Here is a 23,545-nt window from a genome sequence, read left to right as displayed (position 1 = left end):
CGAGCACTTTATTATAACTTTTATGATGAAGTAACCTTTATAACAAAGGATAATAGAATATATCCCAAAATAATAAGTGGTAAAGCTAAAAACTGAAGAAAAACAATGGAAATCAATGATAGCAGTAGGAATACGAACCTCACTTCGTTTCCCTTCCAGGCATAATTTTTAAACTTCAAAGCAAATAATTCCAGAGGAGCAACTAATAAGAAAGAGAATATTACTGCTACTCCAACCAAAAAGTATAATTGATTAAAAGCTGGAAACCTCTCAAATACAAAAATCAAAGACGAAAGAAAAAGGGCATTTGCCGGAGTAGGAAGTCCTATAAAGACAGATTGTTGCTTATCATCGACATTAAATTTAGCTAAGCGTAATGCTGAAAACACCGCAATAAGCAATGCAATATATTTGATAGGTCCAGTTTCATGTTGCTCGATCAATTGGAGGATAAGTATGGCAGGCAGTACCCCAAAAGTTACCATGTCAGCCAAGCTGTCTAATTCTTTACCTATAGGGGACGATACTTTCAGCAACCGTGCAGCAAACCCGTCCAGAAAATCAAAAAGCATGGCTATCCATATAAGATAGACTGCCAATTTAAAATCACCTTGAAAACAATAGATAATACCCAGGCAACCACACACCAAGTTGCTTGAGGTTAATAGGTTTGGAATATGTTTTTTTATGCTCAACTGTTAATTCCGCAAAAAGGGTTATGCATTTTTTCTTCTCCTATTGTTGTGCTGGCACCATGTCCACAATAAACCACAGTATCATCATCTAACAGAAACATTTTAGTTTTAATACTGTGGATCAATGTATCAAAATCTCCTCCAGGAAGATCTGTACGGCCAATACTACCCTGAAAAAGGACATCCCCCCCTATGCAGATTTTTTCTTCTTTATTGTAAAAAGCGATATGTCCTGGAGCATGGCCTGGCACAAACATGATTTCGAGTTCGCTATTGCCAAATTTTATTTTATCCGTCTCTTTTAAGAATTTATCCGCTGTGGACTCCTGAAAATGCTGGAAACCATAACTTGGCGCATAGGCTTTTACAGCCAATAATGTAGCAGCATCAAATTCATGAATTTCAAGATCAACACCAAAAGTAGTTTTAGCCCAATAGTTGCCAAAAACATGGTCAATATGGCAATGGGTATTTAGCAATCTCACTACTTTAAGACCGTTTTCATCAATGAAAGCTTTTAAGCTGTCTTGCTCAAACTTTTCATAACAGCCAGGGTCAATAATAATGCACTCTTTGGTTTCGTCAAATAGCACATAAGTATTCTCTAAAAATGGATTGAAAACAAAAGACTTAACTTGAATCATTTTTTTAATGGTACGCTTTCCACAATTTTAGGAAAATTAAGTAAGACTATTCCCAATAACACAATTTGAAAGAGAAGGTTGATTATATAATTGTCGGAGGCGGCATAGCGGGGTGCACATTGGCTTATCATCTTTTAGAGATGAATCAGTCTGTGATTATGTATGACAAACTAAATAACCAGTCAGCATCACGGGTGGCAGCAGGCTTATATAATCCAATTACCGGTCGTAAAATGGTAAAAACCTGGAAGGCTGACCTGTTGTTTCCTTACCTAAAGAAATTCTATCAGGAAGTTGAAGGCAGGACAAATCAGAAGTTTTTGATTGAAAAGGAAATATACAGGCCATTTCATTCCGTTGAGGAGCAAAATGAATGGATGTCAAGATCTGGTGATGAAAATTTCATTCCATATATAGACACCATTCATCAGAAATCACTGAATCAAAACTATCGCGACCCACATGGGGGAATATCATTGGCCAATGCCGGTTATTTAAATGTTGCTTTGTATCTGAGTTCGATCAGAGCTTATCTGAAAGACAATGGAGTTAAGATTGTTGAGGATAATTTCGAGGTTCAAAAATTGAAGGCCTCCGGATCGTCAGTTGAATATAATAAAGTGGAAGCCAGCAAGATAATTTTCTGCGATGGCGCTATGAGTCTGAATAATCAATTTTTTTCTTGGCTACCATACAAATTGGTGAAGGGGGAGCTTCTGGAGATTGAGTCAGACCTTTCAGAATACAACAGGATAATAAATCGAGGGGTTTTTGTAATACCAAAATCTAAAAACCGTTTTAGAGTGGGTGCTACCTACGAGAATTATGATCTGACTTTAGCTCCAACGGAGAAGGGTAAAAGTGAGATCGAAGCTAAACTAAAGGAACTTATAAACGTTGATTATAAGGTTGTAGATCATTTTGTGGGCATCAGGCCGGCAACAAAAGATAGAAAACCATTTGTAGGAATGCATCCAAATTTCAGCAAAGTAGGTATCTTTAATGGTCTTGGTGCCAAAGGAGTATCCCAGGCACCATACTTTGCGAATCAATTTGCACGATTTTTGGTTAATCAATCAGAACTTGACCAGGAGATTGACATAAAACGTTACTACTCTTTATTTGATGGTAAAACTGCTACATTTGATTTAAATGAGGAATAAATTCACATATTTAGTCGCAGGACTTATTCTTATTTCACTTGCTGCTTCGGCTCAACAGGCAAATGAGAAATTTGGTAGAAACAGGCTTCAATTTGAGTCGTTTGACTGGAGTTACCTCAGCTCTGATAATTTTGATGTTTACTATTACAGAGGTAGTGCTAAAGTAGCTCGTGAGATAAGTGAATACCTGGAGCAGGAATTTGACAGAATTACCGATGTTATAGGCTACCCGCCATACTCAAAAACTAAACTTTTCCTTTACAATTCTATTTCTGACATGCAGCAAAGCAATGTCGGCATAGGTGAAGGAACATTTACCCCTGGTGGGGAAACTCAGTTTGTAAAACCTTATATAGAAGTGGCTAACCCCGGAAGCATTTCTGAGCTTAAAAAGGAATTATTGACCAAGGTATCTGCGCTTATGGTTAATGAAATGATGTTCGGTGGCAGTTTAAAGGATATGTTTCAAAGTGCAGTCCTTTTAAATTTACCTGAATGGTTTATTGCAGGTGCGGCACTTTATGTGGCCGAAGGATGGAGCATAGAAATGGATGACTATGCACGAGAATTGGTCAATACTCGGGCTGCCAGAAAGTTTAGCAGATTGACAGGTAAAGAGGCAGCATTGGCAGGGCAATCACTTTGGAATTTCATTGCTCATAAATATGGAAGAAGTAACATTTCCAATGTCCTTAACTATACCAGAATCATAAGAAATGAGGAGAAAAGTTTAGCAATAACACTTGGTGTGTCTTTTGATCAATTGATGCTTGAGTGGCAAAATTTTTACATAGATAATGACCGACAGGTCAAACAGAACTATGAAAACCCTTTGATTGACCTTTCTATCACCGGCTCAAAGAACAGGCGAGATCTCGTATATCAAAATATTAAAATAAGTCCTGATGCTACAAGGGTTGCATTTACTGTCAATAACAATGGCCGATATCATGTTAAAATCAAGGATTTAAATACTAACAAGGAAACCAATGTGGTTTCTGGAGGGTACAAAGTTATTGGTCAACAGATAGACTATGAAATGCCTATTGTTGATTGGGCTGATGACAACACCCTGGGTATTATTTACGCTAAATATGGCAAGGTCCATTTTGTGTTATATGACGTTACCACAGACAGCAAATTGCCGCGAATATTAGAGCGACTTGAACAAGTCAAGAGTATGGAATTTTCTGAAAATGGCAGGCTTTGCATAGTCAGTGCTGTTGTTGAAGGCAGAAATGACCTCTATCTATTGAGTACAAGAAGGGACAGAACCAAAAGATTGACCAATGATATTTTTGATGACTTGAACCCATCATTTGTGCCAAATTCAAACACCATTGTATTTACTTCAAACAGAGTATCGGATACGTTGGATGTTAAAGAAAGAAACATTGAAGAAGTAGGAAATAACTACAACCTGTTTTTCTTTGATTTGGACACAACAAAAAATGTACTTCACAGAGTAACCAATACCATCAGTAAGGACACTAAGCCAATGGCGCTCAGCACTAATAGAATATTTTATTTGAGTGATCAAAAGGGTATTAGAAATTTATTCAGCTTTGATGTCTCTACAGGTATTTATTCGCAGGTTACTAATTATTCTACAAGCCTCAAGAATTATGACATTAATTTCTCTAATAGTTCATTAGCTATAGTAACCGCAGATAAAGGCGCTGATTTTATTTACCTCGATCCAAACTTTAATTACAACCAACAAATATTTACTCCGCAAACCCTCAGGCAGCAAGTTATCCAGGCCAAAGAGTATAATGCCAGAAAACAGGCAAAGAAAACCGAAGGCCTTACTATTGAGCAGATAGTGGAGCAAAGGCTGGCCAACAGAAAGAAAGAGAAGGAGTTGGAGCAGGAAAAAATAGATTCAGTTGAATCTATTGCTACACTGCCGTTGGACTCTGGTTTAATTGACATTAACAATTATTCGTTTGAAGAGCCTACAGTTGAAGTTGATACTACTAAAAGTGAAGAAGTACTTGATACTAATAACTATGTTTTTGAAGAGGACCTCTTGCGAGAGGATAAGCAGGATTCCTTTTTGGCACAGTATCGACAAACAAGAACAGATAAAAAAATTAGTGGCCCGTTTCCATATCAGAGCCGTTTCAGTGCAGATCAACTGCTGACTTCATTTGTTATTGACCCATTAAGGGGATTCGGGATATTGCTGGAAGTGGAGATGAATGACATGTTGGAAAATCATAAGTTTACAGGCGGTGTTATGGCAAATACTGACTTCAAGAGTGGTGATGTCTGGACTCAATATCAATACCTCAAAAACTTCATAGACTATAACATTCGCTTTGACAGAAATGTCATCTATTGGGAAAATGATGTTGATCTTCAGGAGTACACAAAGAACACTTTAGAGGTAGGAGCTTCCCTGCCGATAAATACTAAAACAAGGCTCAGTATCAAACCTTTTATAACTATTACCCAATTTGAGAACCTTCTGCCGCTTGGCTCTGCTAATCCACCAAGTTTCTTGCCTTCTGAGCGTGATCAATACTTAGGAGCTACAGCTGAATTTGTCTATGATAACTCTATAATCAACGGAATGAATTTAATTGAAGGTAGCAGAGCAAAGATATCTTTAAGGCACTATGAGGGGGTTTCTGATAAAGAAAAGAGCTTTAGTAACTTCAAAGTAGATATCAGGCATTATCAAAAAATCCATAGAGAGATTGTGTTTGCTGTTAAAGGCTTCTATGGCTCATTTTTTGGCAACAGCCCTAAACAATATCTATTAGGCGGAATGGACAACTGGATTTTACGTCAAGTGAATACAGACGGGGATAGAAACCCACTACAGGAAAATAGAGAAAGAACAAATTCTGACTTGCTCTTTGTGGAATATGCTACAAACTTAAGAGGTTTTGACTATGCCGAATTATTCGGGAACAATGTTTTACTTCTCAATACAGAATTAAGAATCCCGCTAATCAGGTACCTCAATGGTGGTGGCCCGATAACCTCCAATTTCTTCCGAAATTTCCAAATGACCGGTTTCTTTGACATTGGTTCTGCCTGGTCAGGCAAATCACCATTCAATGAAGAGAACCGGATTAGCAATGAAACCATTCGTGAAGGTGCCTTTACCATTGATCTGAAAAATTACAGGAATCCCTGGCTATATAGTTATGGTTTCGGATTTAGAACCATGCTGCTTGGATACTATGCAAAACTAGATGTGGCATGGCCCGTAGAAGACTACACAGTTCAGGATACCCGCTACCAGGTAACATTAGGATACGATTTTTAACTCCAGTATTTTAGCGGCTTAATATTCTTGTTTTTTATGCTAAAGTCAATGACGGGGTATGGTGCTGCCAAACTATCTGATGGCACCGTCACTATCAATATCGAAGTAAAAACCCTCAATTCTAAGTTTCTTGATTTAAATCTTCGATTTCCTAAAAGCTTATCTATGAATGAGCTGGAAATGAGAAATGTTGTGTCTGAAGCACTTCAAAGAGGTAAAATTTCCTTGTCCATTGATGTGCAGAATGAAGCTGAAACTGAGCTTAAGCAAAAATATAATGAAGCGCTGTTTCTGAAATATTATCAGTCGTTAAAGGAACTGGCCGATAAGGTTGGTGCTTCCAATGATGAAATATTCAAACTGGCACTTGGTTCGCCAGATGTTATAGTAAACTCAGGTGCAGGCAGTGAGGAAGAAAATGAAGGTGACTGGAATAAGATCCTTGAATTGATGAAGCAGGCACTGGAACAATGTGACCTGTTCAGAATTAAAGAGGGTGCAGTATTGGAAAATAAATTCAGAGGGTACATCGAAAGCATTGCAAAAAGCCTCAAAGAGATTGAGGTGCTTGACCCTCAAAGAGTGGCAAAAGTGAGAAACAGAATCTACGGTAACTTAAAGGCCTTTGTAGAAGAGGAAAATCTGGATCAAAATCGTCTTGAGCAAGAGATGATTTATTACATAGAGAAATTTGATATTACAGAAGAGAAAGTTCGCTTAAGAAATCATCTTGACCATTTTGAAGAGATACTAAATGAAGATGATAGTCTTGGTAAAAAGCTTGGTTTTATTTCTCAGGAGATAGGCAGGGAAATAAATACTATAGGCTCAAAAGCGAATGATGCAGATGTTCAAAAACATGTGGTTTCAATGAAAGAAGAGTTGGAGAAAATAAAAGAGCAGCTGCTAAACGTGCTTTAATCTAAAGTACTTTAAGCGTTTCTTCCAGCCCCATGCTTCTCGATCCCTTGATAAGAATTAGAGCATTTTTAAGGCTACTATCCTTAAGCATTTCCAGCAGTGCTTCACGAGTTAATGCATGATTTGCATTTGGGTATTTACTAGCTGCGGCTCGCATTTCCTCACCACATAAAAAGACGTTTTCAAAATTGTATTGAGATAGAAGAATGCCTAAAGACTCGTGCTCTTTAATGCTATCTTCACCTAGCTCCTTCATATCTCCCAATATCACCACTTTATTGCTGCTATCCATTTTAGATAGGTTTTCTAAAGCAGAAGCCATCGATGTAGGATTGGCATTGTAAGCATCTAAAATAATAGTATTCGATCCTTGCTTAAGTACCTGAGATCTATTGTTTTCAGGGTTGTAGTCTGCAACAGCCCTGTTTGCAAGGTCTGCAGGTACCTCAAAATATTTAGCTGCGCAAAGCGCAACAGCTATATTCTCAAAATTGTACTTTCCAATCAGATGAGTAGTTACAGTATTACCATCTTCCGTTTTAAAAATGATATTTGGATTGGCTTCAATAAATTCTGCCTCATAGTAGTCTCCCTTTTTCGGGTAGAAAAGCGGGTTTTTAAATCGCTTGGCCATATTGGATAAAATCTCATTGTTAGAATTTATCCACACCACACCATCATTTTGAATCAAATGATGGTACAGTTCACTTTTACCCCTGATTACCCCTTCAATACCTCCAAAGCCTTCCAGGTGCGCCTTTCCTATATTAGTTATTAGTCCGTGCGTTGGATTGGCAATGCCACAAAGCATGGCAATTTCACCCACATGATTTGCCCCCATTTCTATAATGGCAAGCTCGTGTTCTGGCTTTATCGATAATATTGTCAGTGGTACCCCAATGTGATTATTCAAATTGCCCTTTGTGGCAAGTACGTTATACTTTGGTGACAGTGCTACTGTAAGTAGTTCTTTTGTTGTGGTTTTTCCGTTAGAACCAGTTAATCCGATTACAGGTATTTTTAAAGATGCACGGTGTCTTTTAGCCAGGTCTTGAAGTGCCTGAAGAGCATCTTCAACTAATAGATATTTATCGCTGATGGCATATTCCGACTCATCAACCACACACAAACTGGCACCTTTTGCCAATGCCTCTTTGGCAAAGCTATTTGCATTGAAATTTGGACCCTTAAGCGCAAAGAAAATACAACCATCTGTGATCTTTCGGGTGTCAGTACAAATGACGGGATATTGTAAGTAATGTTGGTAGAGCTTATCAATCATTGGAATGCAAGTATGCATAAAGTTATGTTTAATTTTTAATTTAGAAGTTGTAAACTTCAATCAGGACCAATTCGTTACGCTTATATCAAATTCGAAATATGAGAATACTTTTGAGTGTCCTGCTATTCTTTTTAGCACAATCTGTATTAAGTCAAACTTATGTTATTGATCAGTCGATTCCTGTTAAGGAAAAGGATCGATACCTGTCCAATGCCTGGAGCGGAGGGTTAAATTCTGGTCAATACAGCACTATTGATATCAACTTTGATGGGGTAGATGACCTTGTGGTTTTTGATAGAACATCATCTAAGATTAATGTTTTTATTAACGAGGATAGCGAATATAAATATCGGCCAGAATATGCCGCTCATTTTCCTTCTGGCATTAGCAACTGGATGTTATTACGAGACTATGATTGTGATGGGCGCAAAGACATTTTTACAAGTGATCCTTTGGGTATCAGGGTTTATGTGAATGAAAGTGATGCTGGCAATGTAAAATGGAGACTTTTTAATTCCAGAGCTCCACAACCTTCACCCTTACTAACCAAAGGATTTTCCGCATCCCCCATTAACATTCAAATGAACAGCTCTGACATTCCGTCTATTGATGATGTTGATGATGATGGAGACTTGGACATTTTACTCTTCAGGTTTTCTTCAGTTTCAACAGTGGAGTTTCATAAAAACCTCAGCATTGAGCGTACTGCCAGTTGCGATTCTATGCAGTTTGAGCGTGTAACACAGAGCTGGGGCGACTTTCAGGAATGCGACTGTAGAAGTTTTGCTTTTAATGGCGAGGACTGCCCAAGTGGTGGAAGGACTGAACATCAATCAGGCAAGTCTTTGCTAACGCTCGATCTTGATGGCGATGGTGATCGTGATGCCTTAATTGGTGAGGAAGACTGTGGGTTTATTCATCAACTGCCTAATGACGGCACAAAGGATTTGGCTGTTATGAATAAGGTTTCGATTAATTTCCCCAACGCTGAAGAATCAATTGTCCTTAGTATTTTCCCGGCCACATATTATGAAGATGTAGATTTTGATGGGGTGAAGGATTTGATAGTAGCCCCCAATGTACCCACCAATGTTGGTTATGGGGTTGACTTCAAGCGGTCAAGTTGGTTTTATAAAAATAATGGAACAAATGAAAACCCCTCTTTTTCCAGGGTTCAATTTGATTTCCTTCAGGATGGGATGCTAGAGTTTGGAGAAAACGCTGTGCCAGCATTTCACGACTATGATGGTGATGGTGATTTGGACATGTTTGTGGGAAGCACTCTCGAAAATAGTGGTCGCTTCTCATCTTCTATCCGATATTACAAAAATGTAGGAACTTCAAGCCTTCCTGAATTTACATTGGAAGAGGAAGACTTTTTAGGTTTTTCGAATATTGGCGCCATAGGTTATAAACCGAAATTTATGGACATCAACAAAGATGGGCTGATAGATCTTGTTTTCAGCGCCACTCAAACCTCAACCTTTGCAACCAGCATATTTTATCTTTTGGGAAGAAATAGCTCAACAAAGTTTGACACACAAATTAGGCAGTTCTTTGGCTCTATAGGGACTGATGAGAATTTTGAAATTTTTGATGTGGACAGCGATGGAGAGTTTGATGTTTTGGTAGGTCGATCTACCGGTAGGGTTGAGTACTATCGAAATCTCGGAAATTTTGAAACGCCAAACTTTGTTCAAGAGGATCAATCATTTTATGATCTTGATTTTAGTCCGTTTCGGCAAAACCCATCCATAGAAATCACGGATTTTGATGTTGACGGAAAATCAGATATGCTAATTGGAGATGCACGGGGAAACCTGACCCTTTATAACGATTTCCTTTCCAATCTTGAAAACCCTGTTGAAGGGCAAACAGAGCTCATTATAATGAACGATAGTTTGAGTACTTTTAATTTTGGAAGTAAGCTGGCACCAGTGGCGGTCAACCTTTTTAATGAGAATAAACCGGCAATTGCCATAGGGACAGGACAGGGTGGAATCTCAATTCTCAGAAATCAAACAGCCTCTTCTAACCCTGGTAATGGGAACATAGGTTTATATCCAAACCCAATAAGGCCTGATCAGATGTTAACTGTCAGGTCTAAAAAATCCTTCCTTGCTAATGTTGTAACAACTTCAGGTCAGGTTGTGATGAAGAATATTCAATTGACTGCCAATGAAGATATCTTAGTTAATATTTCAACTTTAAAAGAGGGGCTTTATATATTGTCGCCTGTGGATGGAAGCAAGTCAGATGCCATTCGTTTCGTTGTCAACAAATAATGAATTTGATTCTGCACATCAAAATCTGTAAAGATGCTTTCAATTTCATTGAGCCCGCCTCCATTAAAGATTGCCAGTATATTGATATAGATAATTTTTCAGATGCTGTGATGGTCGAAACGGTCAGTAAGTCCGTTGATTTATCTGAGAAGTTGTTAGTATTTATCCAGATAGATGGGCAATATGAACTTGGATTATTGATGAAAGTGATTCAAAAACTAATGAAGCACAAAAGAGATATTCTTTTCTTTCATTCAGGAGATCATGAAAAACTTGATAAGATGCTAGTGCTAATGAGAAGCAGAAAAATTGATAAGGCTGATTTTGTTAGTGAGGCTGTGTCATCATTCACTTAACATCAAACTCATCGGCATCGAGATGAGCAGGAAACTTCTCTCTAAAATGATCTAAATCTTGTTTTGACAATGTAATAGTAGATAGACTTTCACTATCTTCTGAAAAGTATAAAGCCTCCCCTTTGGGACTATATATTGCAGAGTGGCCATTATATTCTATGCCATTATCATCTTTACCAACTCTATTAAGCCCTAAACTATAGCTCACATTTTCGACAGCCCGAGCCTTTAAAAGAATGTCCCAGGCATTTACCCTTACAGCTGGCCAGTTTGCAACGAACAATATCAGGTCATAATCCAGTTGATTGTTTTGAGCGGTATTTCTGCTCCAAACAGGAAACCTTAGGTCATAACAAACTAGTGGACAAATTTTCCAACCTTTCAACTCTTTAACAATCCGTTTTTCCCCGCTTGAGAAATGCTCATGCTCATTTGCCATTCGGAAAAGATGCCTTTTGTCATAGCAGTCATAGCTGCCATCGGGCTGCATCCAGATTAACCTATTAAAATAATTTTTATCTTCTTTTATAACAACACTGCCAATAACCACAGCCCCTGTTTGCGCGGCCATTTGCTTCATCCACTTAAATGTGGTGAAGTTCATAGGCTCTGCTACCTGTTCGGCATTCATAGTGAACCCTGTATTGAACATTTCAGGAAGAACAATCAGGTCTGTTTTACCCTCTATTTGCCATATTTTTTCCTCAAACATGGCCAGGTTGGCACCTGCGTTTTGCCAGTGAATGTCAGATTGTATAAGTGTTACTTTTAAATCTTGCATAATATTTCAGCAGCACGCTCTAAGGTTTCTTCATTTTTAGCAAAACAGAATCTCAAAAGCTTATTGTCTTCTTTATTTTGATAAAAAACAGAGATAGGAATGGAGGCCAATTTATTTTCTTTCGTCAACTTGGCAGCCATAGTCATATCATCTAAATCAGAGATGTTTTTGTATGACAACAATTGGAAATAAGTGCCAAAGCTGGGTATAATTTCAAACTTTGATTGTGCTAAACTATCAACAAAAAATTTCCTTTTATTATTATACATTTCAGCAATGTGCAGATAATGTTCGGGCTCTTTCAAATAATCGGAAAGGGCATGTTGCATGGGTGTATTTACACTGAATACCAAATACTGATGCACTTTTCTAATTTCATTAGTGATCTCCTCTGGAGCTACCAAATATCCAATTTTCCAACCTGTGGCATGAAATGTTTTTCCGAAAGAGGAAATGGCAATGCATCTTTTTCTTAAAGCGTCATATTTCAAAACACTCTCATGTTGCTGACCGAATATGATATGTTCATACACCTCATCGCTTAAAACCAAAAGGTCATGTTTGGCTGCAATTTCTTCCAGGGTTTTTAAATCACTCTGCGATAGCACTGCACCACTCGGGTTATGTGGCGAATTGATAATAATAAGTTTGGTATTAGCGCCAATCTTATTTTTCACTACTTCCCAGTTGATAGAAAAATCAGGCTGATTAAGTGGAATGTAGACAGGAACGCCACCATTAAGTCTTATGGCCGGAGCATAGCAGTCATAAGCTGGGTCAAACAGCATAACTTCATCTCCATTGCCAATAAGTGCTGTTATAGTAGCATAAATAGCTTCAGTGGCGCCTGCAGTTATGGTTATTTCTTTATAAGGATCAATTTTTGACTGATAGCAATTGTAAACCATCTCAGCTATTTGCTCTCTTAGTCCAGGTAGTCCTGGCATAGGAGCATATTGATTATTGCCTCGTTTCATATGGCGGTTAACCAACTCTATCAACTTTGGAGAAATGCGAAAATCGGGGAAGCCCTGCGACAGGTTAAGTGCATTGTGCTCTGCTGCCATTTGAGACATGACAGTAAAAATTGTTGTTCCTACATCTGGTAATTTAGACTTCAAAGGCATCTGCTACTTCTTCACTGGGATAGCCACACGATATTCTACTTTCATCTTGCCTTTTGTGATGTTAGTGAGCTTGCCTTTCAGCATTCTCTTTTTTAATGGCGTTAAGTAGTCGGTAAAAAGTACACCTTCTATATGATCGTATTCATGCTGAATAATGCGGGCTTTCATGCCATCATATTCCTCTTCATGGTATTCCCAATTTTCATCATAGTATTTAATTTTTAGGCGCTCAGGACGCTCTACTTCTTCCCTTATATTAGGTATGCTTAAGCAACCTTCTTCAAAGGCCCATTCCTCACCAAACTCTTCAATAATCTCTGGATTTACAAAAACCTTCACAAAATCATTTGTTTCTTCATCTTCTAGAGGTCTGCCATCCACAATAAAAAGGCGAATGCTTTTACCAATTTGTGGAGCAGCCAGGCCAATGCCATGGGCGCCTTTCATGGTTTCAAACATATCTTCTACCAGTTGAGAAAGGTCAGTTCCTTTTTCAATATTAGCTGCTTTCTTTTTAAGTACCGGGTCTCCGTAAACTACGATGGGATAAATCATCGGGTATTTTTTAATTGATTAGTATGCAAAAGTAACTAATTTTCAATAAGATGAGTTCGACTGCATGTAGGATTGAAGTATAATGGTAGCACTCACTTTGTCAACGGTTTCTTTATTCTGACGATCTTTCTTTTTTAATCCACCATCAATCATCGTTTGAAATGCCATTTTGCTGGTGAACCTTTCGTCTGCCGTAATAATTTTAACATCAGGAAAAGTTTCTTCTAATTTCAATACAAACTTCCTTACACTTTCGGTAGCATGGGTATCTTCGTTTTGAAGGTTTTTAGGCATCCCAACAATTATTTTCTCCACTTCTTCACTGCTTAAATAGGTTTTTAGGTAAGTGAAGATATCCTTGTTCGGAACCGTATCCAGCGGTGATGCTATGATTTGCAGAGGATCAGTAGAGGCCAGGCCAACCCTTTTGGTGCCAAAGTCAATGGCTAGTATTCTACCCACTTAGTTATATTGAATTTTCTTTTTGAAAGATTCATTTACTTCCCTTTCCAAGGCCAGTGCTTTAGGAAACAATATTTCATTTTCTACTTTAGCGTGTGTTTTTAGCTCGCTTTCCAGCGCCTGCAGTTCAGCATAAACTACCCTTAAGTGCAATGGCGATTTTTCACCCAGCTGATATTGCCGGGTTATTTGTCTGATGCCCATCATTTCATCATCATGCTCCTGATGCTCTGATGCATAGGAAGAAAGGCTGTGGTTTTCCATTTCGAAATACATTTTTGAAATGTTGCCTCTTCCTTTTTTAAAATGATATAAGCTCAACAAATAGGAGAAAAGTGTATCTTCTTCCTCATAAATATGATGAATGAAGTCTTCAACAAACAAAGGGAAAACAAATTTCAGGTCTTTAACTACCGCCTCATAACCTTCACTATGATTGTCAAGGCATTCAATTAATCTGCTGAGATAGGGCAGCTTTTGTTTGATGAAAATATAATGAGCATGTTTTAAATATTCGATTACAAGGTCAATAGGGAACTCATGAAGAGCGACATCTTCTTCGCACAGTGTTGAAGATTCCAGTTTTTTAACTACCGATTCCAATTTTAAACCCTTTGCTGCACAAGCTTGTTCCAAAGTCAGTTCTGAATAATTGTAGAATTCTATGCCAAAATAAAACAGGACAGAGGCGTGTATGTAGTTGCAATCAACTATATCAATAATCCGTTTTTTGTCCAGTGCGCTCATGATGAATATTGTTTTAAATTTACAAAATCTCAATCAAAAAAAGAGCGATTAAGGCATATAGTAATTAGGCCAACAAAATATTTTGTCTCTTCGTTATAGACTTAATATTCCCTAGATTTGGTCAAATCGGGTTAATTGATTTTTAATACTAATCTGTAAAAAGACGTGAGTGATTACAAAAACACAAAATATCAAATAAGGCTTCCACTAATTCTGGCTTTAGGACTGGCAGGGGGCATTTTTATTGGGGCAACTTTTAGTGAGTCTTCTCCTGTCCAGAATGATCTTAACAAAGACATTCAAAAATTTAAAGAAGTACTGACCCTTATAGACAGAAATTATGTAGATGAGGTTAATACCAGCGATTTAGTGGAGGATGCCATTTCTCATATGCTCAATAAGCTAGATCCGCATAGTTATTATATCTCAGCAAAAGATAAGGTAGCGGCAAACGAAGATTTGCAGGGAAACTTTGAAGGAATAGGCATTGAATTCAACATTTTCAAAGATACTATAGTGGTAGTAACTCCTCTAAGTGGCGGACCGAGTGAGTCTTTGGGTATTATGTCTGGCGACCAGATCATAGCTATAGATGATAAAAATGTAGCCGGTGTTGGTTTTACCAATAGAGATGTGCAAAAGCACTTGAAAGGGCCAAAAGGCAGTCAGGTAAAAGTGACCATCAAAAGAAAAAATAAAAAGAGCCCCATTGATTTTGAGATTATCAGGGATAAAATTCCTCAGTACTCTGTGGATGCCAGTTACATGATTGATGATGAGAAAGGATACATTAAAATCAGTCGTTTTGCGGCTACTACTTATGAGGAATTCAGGGTGGCTTTGATAAAACTTAAAGGTGAAGGCATGACTAAACTTGTTCTGGACCTGCAAGGTAATGGAGGAGGTTATATGAACCACGCTATAAATATTGCCGATGAATTTATTGCTGGTGATAAGAAGATTGTCTACACATTGGGCAAAGAGACAAGGTTTAATTCTCAGGCCAATGGACAAAGAAAGGGCCTTTTTGAAGATGGTGAACTTATAGTTTTGGTTAATGAAGGTAGCGCTTCGGCTTCTGAAATTGTAACCGGGGCTTTACAAGACAATGACAGGGCATTGGTGGTAGGAAGAAGATCATTTGGTAAAGGCCTGGTGCAAGCACCAATGGATTTGACTGACGGCTCTGAAATGAGATTAACAATTTCGAGGTATTATACCCCTAGTGGCAGATCCATTCAGAAGCCTTATGATGATTTGGAAGACTATTCCGGGGACTTGATAGCCAGATATAAGCACGGTGAGTTTTTCAGTGCTGACAGTATCAAGTTTAACGACTCGCTGAAGTATGAAACATTAAGTGGCAGATCTGTTTATGGAGGCGGGGGTATCATGCCTGACTATTTTGTGCCGTTAGACACATCTGCAAACTCTACTTATTTGAACAAATTGTTTATCAGCAATTCCATTCAGGAGTTCACATTCAAATATGTGAATGACAATAAGAAGACACTTGAAGCGATGGATTATAAAGATTACTTCAACAATTTTAAGGTAAGTCAGCAGATGAGGGATGAGCTGGCCTCAATAGGGAAAGCCAATGGTGTAAAACCAGACTTCAACGATATGAACAAAAACCAGGCACTTTTTGATTTACATATAAGGGCACAAATTGCCAGACAGATTTGGGACAATGAGGGCTTTTATCCTATATTCAATCAAACAAATGAAGTGCTTCAGCAGGCTGTGAAATTATTTGACCAGGCTGAGAAACTAGATAGATCAAAACTGTAATATGTATTATCACAAGTTAGGCAAAATACCACCAAAAAGGCATATTCAATTCCGTCAGGAAGATGACAGCCTTTATAAGGAAGAATTGGTAAGCTCTAAGGGGTTTTCAGGCATTTACTCCAATTTATACCACATTTATGCACCTACTAAAATAAAGGCAGTAGGCAAGGTAAGTCCGTTCGACAGCAAAATCATGACTGATTATGGTCTTAGGCAAACACACCTTAATACTTCTAAAATAGGCATTACAGGGGATGATTTTTTAAGTGGAAGAAAAGTGCTTTTAAAGAATGCCGATGTATCTATTGCGCTATGTGTGCCTAAGAGCAAAGCAATGGATTACTACTACAAAAATGCCGAAGGCGATGAAGTTATTTATATCCATGATGGTCGTGGTGAATTGCATTCGCAGTTTGGAAAGATAGAGGTAAAAAAGGGCGATTATGTAGTTATACCAAGAACTGTAATCTATAAGTTCAAATGGAATGATGAGCCTTTAAAGCTTCTGGTGATTGAATCTGCAAGTCCGATAGAAACACCAAGAAGATATAGAAATGAATTGGGACAGCTTGAAGAGCACTCGCCATTTTGTGAGCGCGATATCAGGCCACCATCAGAAATAATCACTGAAGATAAGGAAGGCGATTACTTATTAAAGATCAAAAAACACGATCAACTGCATGAATATCACTATAACCATAGCCCATTTGATTTGGTAGGTTGGGATGGTTTTCTGTGGCCTTATGCCTTTTCTATTCACGATTTTGAACCAATAACTGGCAGAATTCATCAGCCACCACCAGCACACCAGACTTTTCAGGCCGGTGGATTCGTGATCTGCTCGTTTGTGCCAAGGTTATTTGACTATCATCCATTATCAATACCAGCTCCTTACAATCATTCTAATATCGATTCGGATGAAGTGCTGTATTATGCCGAAGGAGAATTTATGAGCAGAAAAGGAATTGATAGAGGTTCATTCACTTTACACCCTGGCGGACTGCCACACGGCCCGCATCCCGGTACGGTTGAAAAGAGTATTGGCGCCAAAGAAACGCATGAATATGCTGTGATGGTGGATACTTTCAAGCCACTCTTCTTAACCGAAGATGCCATGGAGTTTGTGGATAAGAATTATCCGATGAGCTGGACGGAGTAAAACTAAAAAAGCTACCAAGCCTGGACTTGGCAGCTTTTTTCCAAACTCTGATTCTAATCCTCCTTCAATACATTGACAGGATTCGCTAATCCGGCCTGAATAGTTTTGGCACTTACTGTTACCATAGCCACTGCCAGTACTGCTATAATAGTTATAACAAATACCATAGGGCTAATTTCAATATGATAGGCAAATCCACTGAGCCAATCGTTCAAATAATAAAGACCAACGGGTACTGAAATTATAAAGCCTATAAGAATTAGGGAGGCAAATCTTGTTGACATCAGTTTTACTATGGAGTAAATAGAAGCACCTAATACTTTTCTAATGCCAATTTCTTTCTTCCTTTTTTCAACGTTGTAAGATACAATACCAAATAGGCCCAGGCACGCTATTACAATAGCTACTCCTGAAAAAATTGTACTCATGAGTAAAAGCCTGTTTTCAGATTCATACATCAGAGCTATACTCTCGTCAATAAAGGAATAATCAAATGGCAAGGTGGAGTTAAGCATGGGCCATTTTGATTCTGCAAAGTCTAGCACTTCTTTGGCTTTTCCGGGTCTTGTATTTAGTGTCAAATAATTATGCGCTGCATTTGAGGGCACTCTGTGAAAATGCAATATTGGCCTCACATTATCGCGCATGGTTTCAAAGTTGAAATTGTCAACAACACCCACAACATTTAGCCTGGTATTTCCTATCTGAATCACCTTTCCTTCAACATCGGTAAAACCAAAGGCCTCCATCGCTGATTTGTTCATGATCACCGATTCTCTTTGATCACCATAACTGTCATCATTAAAGTTTTTGCCATCGATAATTTTGATACCATAGGTTTCAAAAAACTTAGCATCATGATAGGTATATGCCATTCTCAATGGGTCACCCTCCCAACCATCAGGCCTTACAAATAGGTATGAATTTGTCCAATTGGTAGGAATATTTCTTGACGTGGTTGTTGAAATAACATCGCTGTGGCTGGCCAGCTCATTTTTAAAAGTTTCAACTCTGGTAATAGTTGTTGAATCGCTACTTTCAAAGTCTCTTAATGATAAGGGAATAACTACTTGATTTTCCTTTTGAAAGCCCATATCTGTGGTTTGCATAAAGCTGATCTGGTCATTGATTACCAGCGTACCTACAATCAGTAAAATGGAAACAATAAACTGAAAGGCAATCATATAATCTCTGAGGCTGTTGCCCTTTAGAGACTTATTGAAACTACCCTTAAGTGAAGAAATAATGCCAAATTTTGAAATTAAATAAGCTGGGTAGGCGCCAGACAAAATACTGATGACCAAGGTAAGGCCAGTTAAAATGGCAAGGGTACCAGCATTATTAAAACCAACGTTCAGGTGTAGGTCGAATGCTGAATTAATAAATGGCAAACAAATGGACACCAACACTGTGGCGATGCCCATACTCAGCGTAGAAATAACAAGAGACTCGCCCAAAAACTGTCGCATTAGCTGTTTTCTTGAGCTTCCAATTACTTTTTTTACAGCCACCTCTTTTGAACGTCCCAAAGTACTACTCGCAAACAAATTGATGAAGTTGATGCAAGAAATGATGAGAATGCCAACCGCAATGTAGAGCAATATATAGGCAATGTCAGTATCTCCTATGGTAGTTCTGTAAACTTGCTTTAGCGGAAGCAGCTTAAAATTGGTTCTACTTTGAACTTCTGTATCCCAAATATTTTTTATAAGGTCTGGAAATTTGGATTCAAGGTCTTTTGCATTTTTAGAATTATCCAGTTGCACATAGGTATTTAAAAAAGAACCACCCCAGTTATTCTCATATTCTGGGTATTCAGGTATAGTCTTTAATGATATTAAATGATCAATTTGAATTGACGAGTTTGTAGGGATTGAGTTAATAACGCCTGTCACTTCATAAACCCGATCAAAATCTATTCTAAGGGTTTGTCCGAGTGGCTCGGCATCACCAAAATATTTAGTTGCCATCTCCTGAGAGAGAATTATGGCATTTTTTATTGGGAAGGGATTTTTGCTGTCACCTTTTGCCAGGTTAAAGTCAAACATTTGAAAAAGTGCTTCATCCGAATAGGCTAAACTTCCTTCAAATCGTTCTTCATTGACTTCAAAAATACTGTTATCTGTAAAAAAGCGGGTAGAATTAACTACTTCAGGATATTCACTCACCAAACGTTCACCCATGGGCACCCATGTATCATAAGTGGCTTGTGTTTCATTGGGAGTAATCCGCTCCTTATAAGCCATGAATATCGATTCTGACTTTTCATGAAACTGGTCATAGGTCAGCTCGTGCGTTGAAAAAGTGATGATGATTATTGTTGCGGCTAGACCAAGCGCCAGGCCAAAGATGTTTAAGAAAGTGTAGAGCTTTTGACGTAGAAAATTTCTGAAGGTGATTTTGAGAAAGGTTTGTAACATGAGATTGAGTTTTTGGTAAATACTAAAATAAATAACGACACACAAAAAATTAGGATTCAAACGTCAGCTGTGGGATAGATGTAGTGAACTGTAAAATAAGTGCATTGAATATTTCGTCTATTCCGACATATTAATTAAATAGGCAGGGAATGAAAATCAAATCATTTTAGAATGAGGCAGCAAATTGTATCTACCAATCAACTCAAAGTTTTCCAAGCAGTATGTCTTATCCCTTCGGTTCTCATCATTGGTTTTTTCTTTTATATGTTGGTCCTACGATTTAAAATATTTTATCTGGGTCAAGTTGGGCTGTACGCTTATCTGTTTTATCGGTTATACTATAATAGAATATTGAGGTTAAAGACCATTGATTATGATGATGAGAATATTTTTGTTGTTGAGAAGGGGCAGGAAATAGTAATTCCGTTTGTTGATATTAAGGAGATAAAGCTTAGAAGTCTTATTGGAACCCACAGTATAGAGTTATATAGAGACCTGGGATTCGGTGAAGAATTCTATTTCAAATCATCATTATGGTACCCACTAAATTTTAAAAAAGTAGATGACGCAGTTTATCAATTGCAGTCTAAAATCAGAAGGGCCAAGCAAAACTATACACCTGAGAATTATCGTTCTTTGGGCAGCTAAATGCATAACTGAAACTTCTTATTAATTGCTAATTGCCAATTGTTAATTGATATTTGAAAGATGAATGAATTACTCTGGCTATTGGTAGGGATTATTGTTGGTGGAACGGCAGCCTGGCTTGTTGCTAAATTCAAGTTTTCAGGAAATAATGGTTCAGCATCTGAGCTTAAGATGGAGCGTGAAAGGGTGGAAGACCTTAAGGCTCAAAATGTAGAGTTTAAGAAGGATCTTGAAACTGAACGAACTAAAGTTATTGAGCTTAACAATAACCTGGCTTCTACTGAAGCCGATTACAGAAACCTTCAGGAGCGCTTGGCAGAGCAGAAGCAGGAGTTAAAAAGTCTTCAGGATCAATTTGCAGTACAGTTCAAAAATCTGGCAAATGAGATTTTTGAAGAAAAGACCAAGAAGTTTACTGACCAGAACAAAACCAACCTTTCTGAAATACTCAATCCGCTAAGAGAAAAGATTGGTGAGTTTGAGAAAAAGGTGGAGCTCAGCAGTAAAGAGAATTTACAATATAGCACTGCCTTAAAAGAACAACTTGTTGGGCTTAAGGAATTAAACCGGCAGATGACCAAGGAAACTGAAAACCTGACAAGAGCACTAAAGGGAGACAGCAAGGCTCAGGGTAACTGGGGGGAAATGCAGATAGAGCTGATACTTGAAAAGGCTGGTTTGCAAAAGGATATTCATTATTTTAAAGAGAAGAATTTTAAAACTGAAGATCAGCAAAATCAGCGGCCTGATTATATTATATTAATGCCGGATGATAAGGCTATTGTTTTGGATTCAAAGGTATCGCTAACAGCTTATGCAAATTACTTTGATGCTGAACCAGATCGTCAGGTGGGGTTATTAAAGCAACATTTGGATAGTGTCAATGGCCATATTAAAATGCTGAGTGAGAAGAAGTATCAAAACATCCATGATATCAACCAGCCTGACTATGTGATGATGTTTATAGCTAATGAGCCTGCTTTAACAGTTGCCCTAAAAGAAGATCAGGATCTTTATGAAAAGGCATTAGATAGAAATATTGTTTTGGTAAGCACTACTACCTTAATGGCTACATTAAGGACTATTTCCTATATCTGGAAGCAAGACTTGCAAAACAAAAATGCGATAGAAATAGCACGCCAAGCCGGAGCATTATATGACAAGTTCGTTAACTTCTCAGAGGATCTTATAAAAATTGGCAAGAGTCTCGACCAGACAAAAGCCATATATTCAGAGGCCTCTAAAAAGCTTTATGAAGGAAGTGACAACCTGGTGAGAAAGACAGAACGGTTGAAGGAATTGGGTGCAAAGGCAAGTAAATCTATAGCTCAAAAACTACTTGATAAAGCTGAAGACTAGTGGCTCGGCAGAACGCGTGTTTGCTTTATTTTATTTAGCACCATATGGCTATGAACAAGCCCAATGTTTTCTAGCTTGGCCAGTTTTTTATTTACAAAATCACCGTAATCATCCATATTCCTGACCAGTACTTTTAATAAAAAGTCAAATGATCCGGCCAGATGGTAACATTCCAATACCTCATCAAACTTTTTGATATCTTCTTCAAACTGTTTTAGAAAATCAGCTTTGTGAGATTCGAGGGTAACAGAACAAAAAACCTCAAGTCCAAAACCCATCTTTTTTTCGTTAACATGAGCGTGATACCCTGTAATAACTCCTTGCTGCTCTAGTCTTCTTAGTCTATCGTAAATGGGGGTAATGCTCAAGCCTAATGCCTTGCTTAACTCTTTCATGGCAAGCTTGCCATTGTGCTGTAGTAGAGATACTAATTTTCGATCAATTGAATCCATTGACTTATACTGTTTTGCTTTAAAATATATATAAATACAGTATATATCAACTGATATATGATTAAATATAAGTTGATATATCTGACTATGTGGAAATTGACGTAAATATTATACTAATTGAGGTATAAAACATTATTGCTATGGATAAGAAAATGAGCCCGGAAAGTCTAATGATGTCATATGGTTACAAACCATCTTTATCAGAAGGAGCAATTAAATCACCAATATTTCAAACCTCTACTTTTGCATTTGAAAGTGCTGAAGCAGGAAAGGCGTTTTTTGAAGTTGCTTATGGACTGCGAGAGAAGAGTGAAGGGGAAGAATTGGGATTGATTTATAGTAGGTTAAATAATCCAGATTTAGAAATTCTTGAAAACAGGTTGACTCTGTGGGATGAAGCGGAAGATGCTGCAGTTTTTGAAAGTGGAATGAGTGCCATTACAACAGCATTACTTCAATTTTTATCACCTGGCGATTTAATTCTACATAGTAACCCCATTTATGGAGGCACGGATCACTTTATTAAGCATGTTCTTCCAAGATTTCAAATTAATGTAATAGGGTTTGATCCATTAGAATCTGAAGAGAACATTATAGAAAAAATAGAAGCCAGTGGCAAAGCAGATAAACTTAAAATGGTTTATGTAGAAACCCCAGCCAATCCAACTAATCACCTGATTGATCTTGAATTATGTCGAAGAGTAGCTGACCATTTCTCTAAAGAAGAAAGGGCACTAGTTGTTGTTGATAATACCTACATGGGGCCATTGTGGCAACACCCTTTAGAGTTTGGTGCTGACTTGGTTATTTATTCGGCCACTAAATATATTGGTGGGCACAGCGATGTGATAGCAGGAGCTTGCCTCGGTTCAAAAGAACATATCGCCAAGATTAAGGAGATGCGGACTTTTCTCGGAAATATGGCGGGTCCATGGACAGGATGGTTATTGCTGCGCAGTTTGGAAACGCTTAAAATCAGAATGGAAAAACAAGCCGAAAATGCAGCTTATGTCTACAATGTAATTAAGGATCACCCAAAAGTTGAACGCATTGGCTATTTAGGAGCTATTCCGAAGGGAACACCACAATATGAGATATTTAAGAAGCAATATTCTTCTGCCGGAGCTATGCTCTCTATAATATTAAAAGGAGGCGAAAAGGAGGCATTTGCATTTTTAAACAATCTAAAGCTTATAAAACTAGCGGTAAGTTTAGGTAGTACTGAATCCTTGGCCCAACATCCAGCATCAATGACACATGCAGGTGTTGATAAAGACGAGAAACTTAAATATGGCATATTTGAAAGTTTGGTAAGGCTATCTGTAGGTGTAGAGAACCCTGATGACTTAGTTTGGGATATAAATCAGGCACTTGAAAAAGTTTGATATTTTTGAATGTGAATTCAAACCATA

20 protein-coding genes are annotated in these 23,545 nt (G+C 37.9%); 10 read left to right on the top strand and 10 right to left on the bottom strand.

Annotated elements, in window-relative coordinates:
• Window positions 1-20: 20 nt before the first annotated feature.
• On the bottom strand, window positions 21-695 hold the full coding sequence (pssA, locus tag RIB54_RS00960) for a CDP-diacylglycerol--serine O-phosphatidyltransferase (protein ID WP_350098883.1): 675 nt from the start codon (window positions 693-695) through the stop codon (window positions 21-23).
• Window positions 692-1,339: an MBL fold metallo-hydrolase gene (locus RIB54_RS00955; protein WP_350098882.1), complete on the bottom strand. Its 648-nt coding sequence runs from the start codon at window positions 1,337-1,339 to the stop codon at window positions 692-694. Before RIB54_RS00955 ends, pssA begins: the two co-directional genes overlap by 4 nt.
• 65 nt (window positions 1,340-1,404) lie before the next feature.
• Between RIB54_RS00955 and RIB54_RS00950 the strand changes: the two genes are divergently transcribed.
• Genes RIB54_RS00950 through RIB54_RS00940 form a run of 3 tightly spaced genes read left to right on the top strand, consistent with a single transcriptional unit; the run spans window position 1,405 to window position 6,706 of the window.
• Window positions 1,405-2,502, top strand: coding sequence for an NAD(P)/FAD-dependent oxidoreductase (locus tag RIB54_RS00950; RefSeq protein ID WP_350098881.1), 1,098 nt, complete (start codon window positions 1,405-1,407; stop codon window positions 2,500-2,502).
• Complete coding sequence (locus tag RIB54_RS00945) at window positions 2,492-5,785, top strand: translocation protein TolB (RefSeq protein ID WP_350098880.1); 3,294 nt, start codon at window positions 2,492-2,494, stop codon at window positions 5,783-5,785. Before RIB54_RS00950 ends, RIB54_RS00945 begins: the two co-directional genes overlap by 11 nt.
• 36 nt (window positions 5,786-5,821) lie before the next feature.
• A complete protein-coding gene (locus tag RIB54_RS00940; RefSeq protein ID WP_350064928.1) occupies window positions 5,822-6,706 on the top strand; it encodes a YicC/YloC family endoribonuclease in 885 nt (294 codons plus the stop codon).
• Window position 6,707: 1 nt separating this feature from the next.
• Here RIB54_RS00940 and RIB54_RS00935 read toward each other — a convergent pair whose 3' ends face one another.
• Entirely contained in the window at window positions 6,708-8,006 is a 1,299-nt protein-coding gene (locus tag RIB54_RS00935) for a UDP-N-acetylmuramoyl-tripeptide--D-alanyl-D-alanine ligase (protein ID WP_350098878.1), read from the bottom strand.
• A gap of 80 nt (window positions 8,007-8,086) precedes the next feature.
• Here RIB54_RS00935 and RIB54_RS00930 point away from each other — a divergent pair, with 80 nt between their 5' ends.
• Together RIB54_RS00930 and RIB54_RS00925 are read left to right on the top strand one after the other, a co-directional pair.
• Window positions 8,087-10,273, top strand: a complete 2,187-nt coding sequence (locus tag RIB54_RS00930) for a T9SS type A sorting domain-containing protein (RefSeq protein ID WP_350098876.1) — start codon at window positions 8,087-8,089, stop codon at window positions 10,271-10,273.
• Window positions 10,273-10,629 (top strand): hypothetical protein, encoded by a 357-nt coding sequence (locus RIB54_RS00925; RefSeq protein WP_350098874.1) that lies wholly within the window; start codon window positions 10,273-10,275, stop codon window positions 10,627-10,629. Before RIB54_RS00930 ends, RIB54_RS00925 begins: the two co-directional genes overlap by 1 nt.
• Here RIB54_RS00925 and RIB54_RS00920 read toward each other — a convergent pair.
• From RIB54_RS00920 to RIB54_RS00900, 5 genes are read right to left on the bottom strand one after another with little or no spacing between them, the layout of a single operon-like run.
• Window positions 10,622-11,410, bottom strand: a complete 789-nt coding sequence (locus RIB54_RS00920; RefSeq protein WP_350098872.1) for an amidohydrolase — start codon at window positions 11,408-11,410, stop codon at window positions 10,622-10,624. The genes RIB54_RS00925 and RIB54_RS00920 overlap by 8 nt on opposite strands.
• Window positions 11,398-12,537 carry a methionine aminotransferase gene (locus RIB54_RS00915; RefSeq protein ID WP_350098870.1) on the bottom strand — a complete coding sequence of 380 codons (1,140 nt, stop codon included), beginning with the start codon at window positions 12,535-12,537 and terminating at the stop codon, window positions 11,398-11,400. The genes RIB54_RS00920 and RIB54_RS00915 overlap by 13 nt, the downstream gene beginning before the upstream one ends.
• A 3-nt stretch (window positions 12,538-12,540) precedes the next feature.
• A complete protein-coding gene (gene def, locus RIB54_RS00910) occupies window positions 12,541-13,092 on the bottom strand; it encodes a peptide deformylase (RefSeq protein ID WP_350064939.1) in 552 nt (183 codons plus the stop codon).
• A 42-nt stretch (window positions 13,093-13,134) separates the two neighbouring features.
• Entirely contained in the window at window positions 13,135-13,554 is a 420-nt protein-coding gene (gene ruvX / locus RIB54_RS00905; RefSeq protein ID WP_350098868.1) for a Holliday junction resolvase RuvX, read from the bottom strand.
• The gene (locus RIB54_RS00900; RefSeq protein WP_350098866.1) at window positions 13,555-14,301 is read right to left on the bottom strand and encodes a hemerythrin domain-containing protein; all 747 of its coding nucleotides are present in this window, start codon (window positions 14,299-14,301) and stop codon (window positions 13,555-13,557) included.
• A gap of 165 nt (window positions 14,302-14,466) precedes the next feature.
• On the opposite strand from RIB54_RS00900, the gene RIB54_RS00895 reads away from it, so the two are divergent.
• Together RIB54_RS00895 and RIB54_RS00890 are read left to right on the top strand one after the other, a co-directional pair.
• On the top strand, window positions 14,467-16,095 hold the full coding sequence (locus tag RIB54_RS00895; RefSeq protein ID WP_350098864.1) for a S41 family peptidase: 1,629 nt from the start codon (window positions 14,467-14,469) through the stop codon (window positions 16,093-16,095).
• Window position 16,096: 1 nt separating this feature from the next.
• On the top strand, window positions 16,097-17,254 hold the full coding sequence (locus RIB54_RS00890; RefSeq protein WP_350098862.1) for a homogentisate 1,2-dioxygenase: 1,158 nt from the start codon (window positions 16,097-16,099) through the stop codon (window positions 17,252-17,254).
• Window positions 17,255-17,307: 53 nt separating this feature from the next.
• Here RIB54_RS00890 and RIB54_RS00885 read toward each other — a convergent pair whose 3' ends face one another.
• Window positions 17,308-19,674, bottom strand: coding sequence for an ABC transporter permease (locus RIB54_RS00885; RefSeq protein ID WP_350098860.1), 2,367 nt, complete (start codon window positions 19,672-19,674; stop codon window positions 17,308-17,310).
• Between the two features lie 171 nt (window positions 19,675-19,845).
• Here RIB54_RS00885 and RIB54_RS00880 point away from each other — a divergent pair, with 171 nt between their 5' ends.
• Both RIB54_RS00880 and RIB54_RS00875 read left to right on the top strand, forming a co-directional pair.
• Window positions 19,846-20,322, top strand: coding sequence for a hypothetical protein (locus RIB54_RS00880; RefSeq protein WP_350098858.1), 477 nt, complete (start codon window positions 19,846-19,848; stop codon window positions 20,320-20,322).
• 60 nt (window positions 20,323-20,382) lie between these two features.
• Window positions 20,383-21,681 (top strand): DNA recombination protein RmuC, encoded by a 1,299-nt coding sequence (locus RIB54_RS00875; RefSeq protein ID WP_350098856.1) that lies wholly within the window; start codon window positions 20,383-20,385, stop codon window positions 21,679-21,681.
• On the opposite strand, the gene RIB54_RS00870 is transcribed toward RIB54_RS00875, so the two are convergent.
• Window positions 21,678-22,133: an Lrp/AsnC family transcriptional regulator gene (locus tag RIB54_RS00870; RefSeq protein ID WP_350098854.1), complete on the bottom strand. Its 456-nt coding sequence runs from the start codon at window positions 22,131-22,133 to the stop codon at window positions 21,678-21,680. The two genes, RIB54_RS00875 and RIB54_RS00870, sit on opposite strands and share 4 nt — an antisense overlap.
• Window positions 22,134-22,273: 140 nt before the next feature.
• On the opposite strand from RIB54_RS00870, the gene RIB54_RS00865 reads away from it, so the two are divergent.
• Window positions 22,274-23,518, top strand: coding sequence for a cystathionine gamma-synthase family protein (locus tag RIB54_RS00865; protein WP_350098852.1), 1,245 nt, complete (start codon window positions 22,274-22,276; stop codon window positions 23,516-23,518).
• The last annotated feature ends 27 nt before the right edge of the window (window positions 23,519-23,545 follow it).

Origin of the sequence: Fulvivirga sp. (genome assembly GCF_040218215.1) — a bacterium.
Taxonomy (GTDB): Bacteria; Bacteroidota; Bacteroidia; order Cytophagales; family Cyclobacteriaceae; genus Fulvivirga.
Note: the sequence above shows the minus strand (reverse complement) of the source record. Positions and strands in the feature narration are given on the sequence as shown.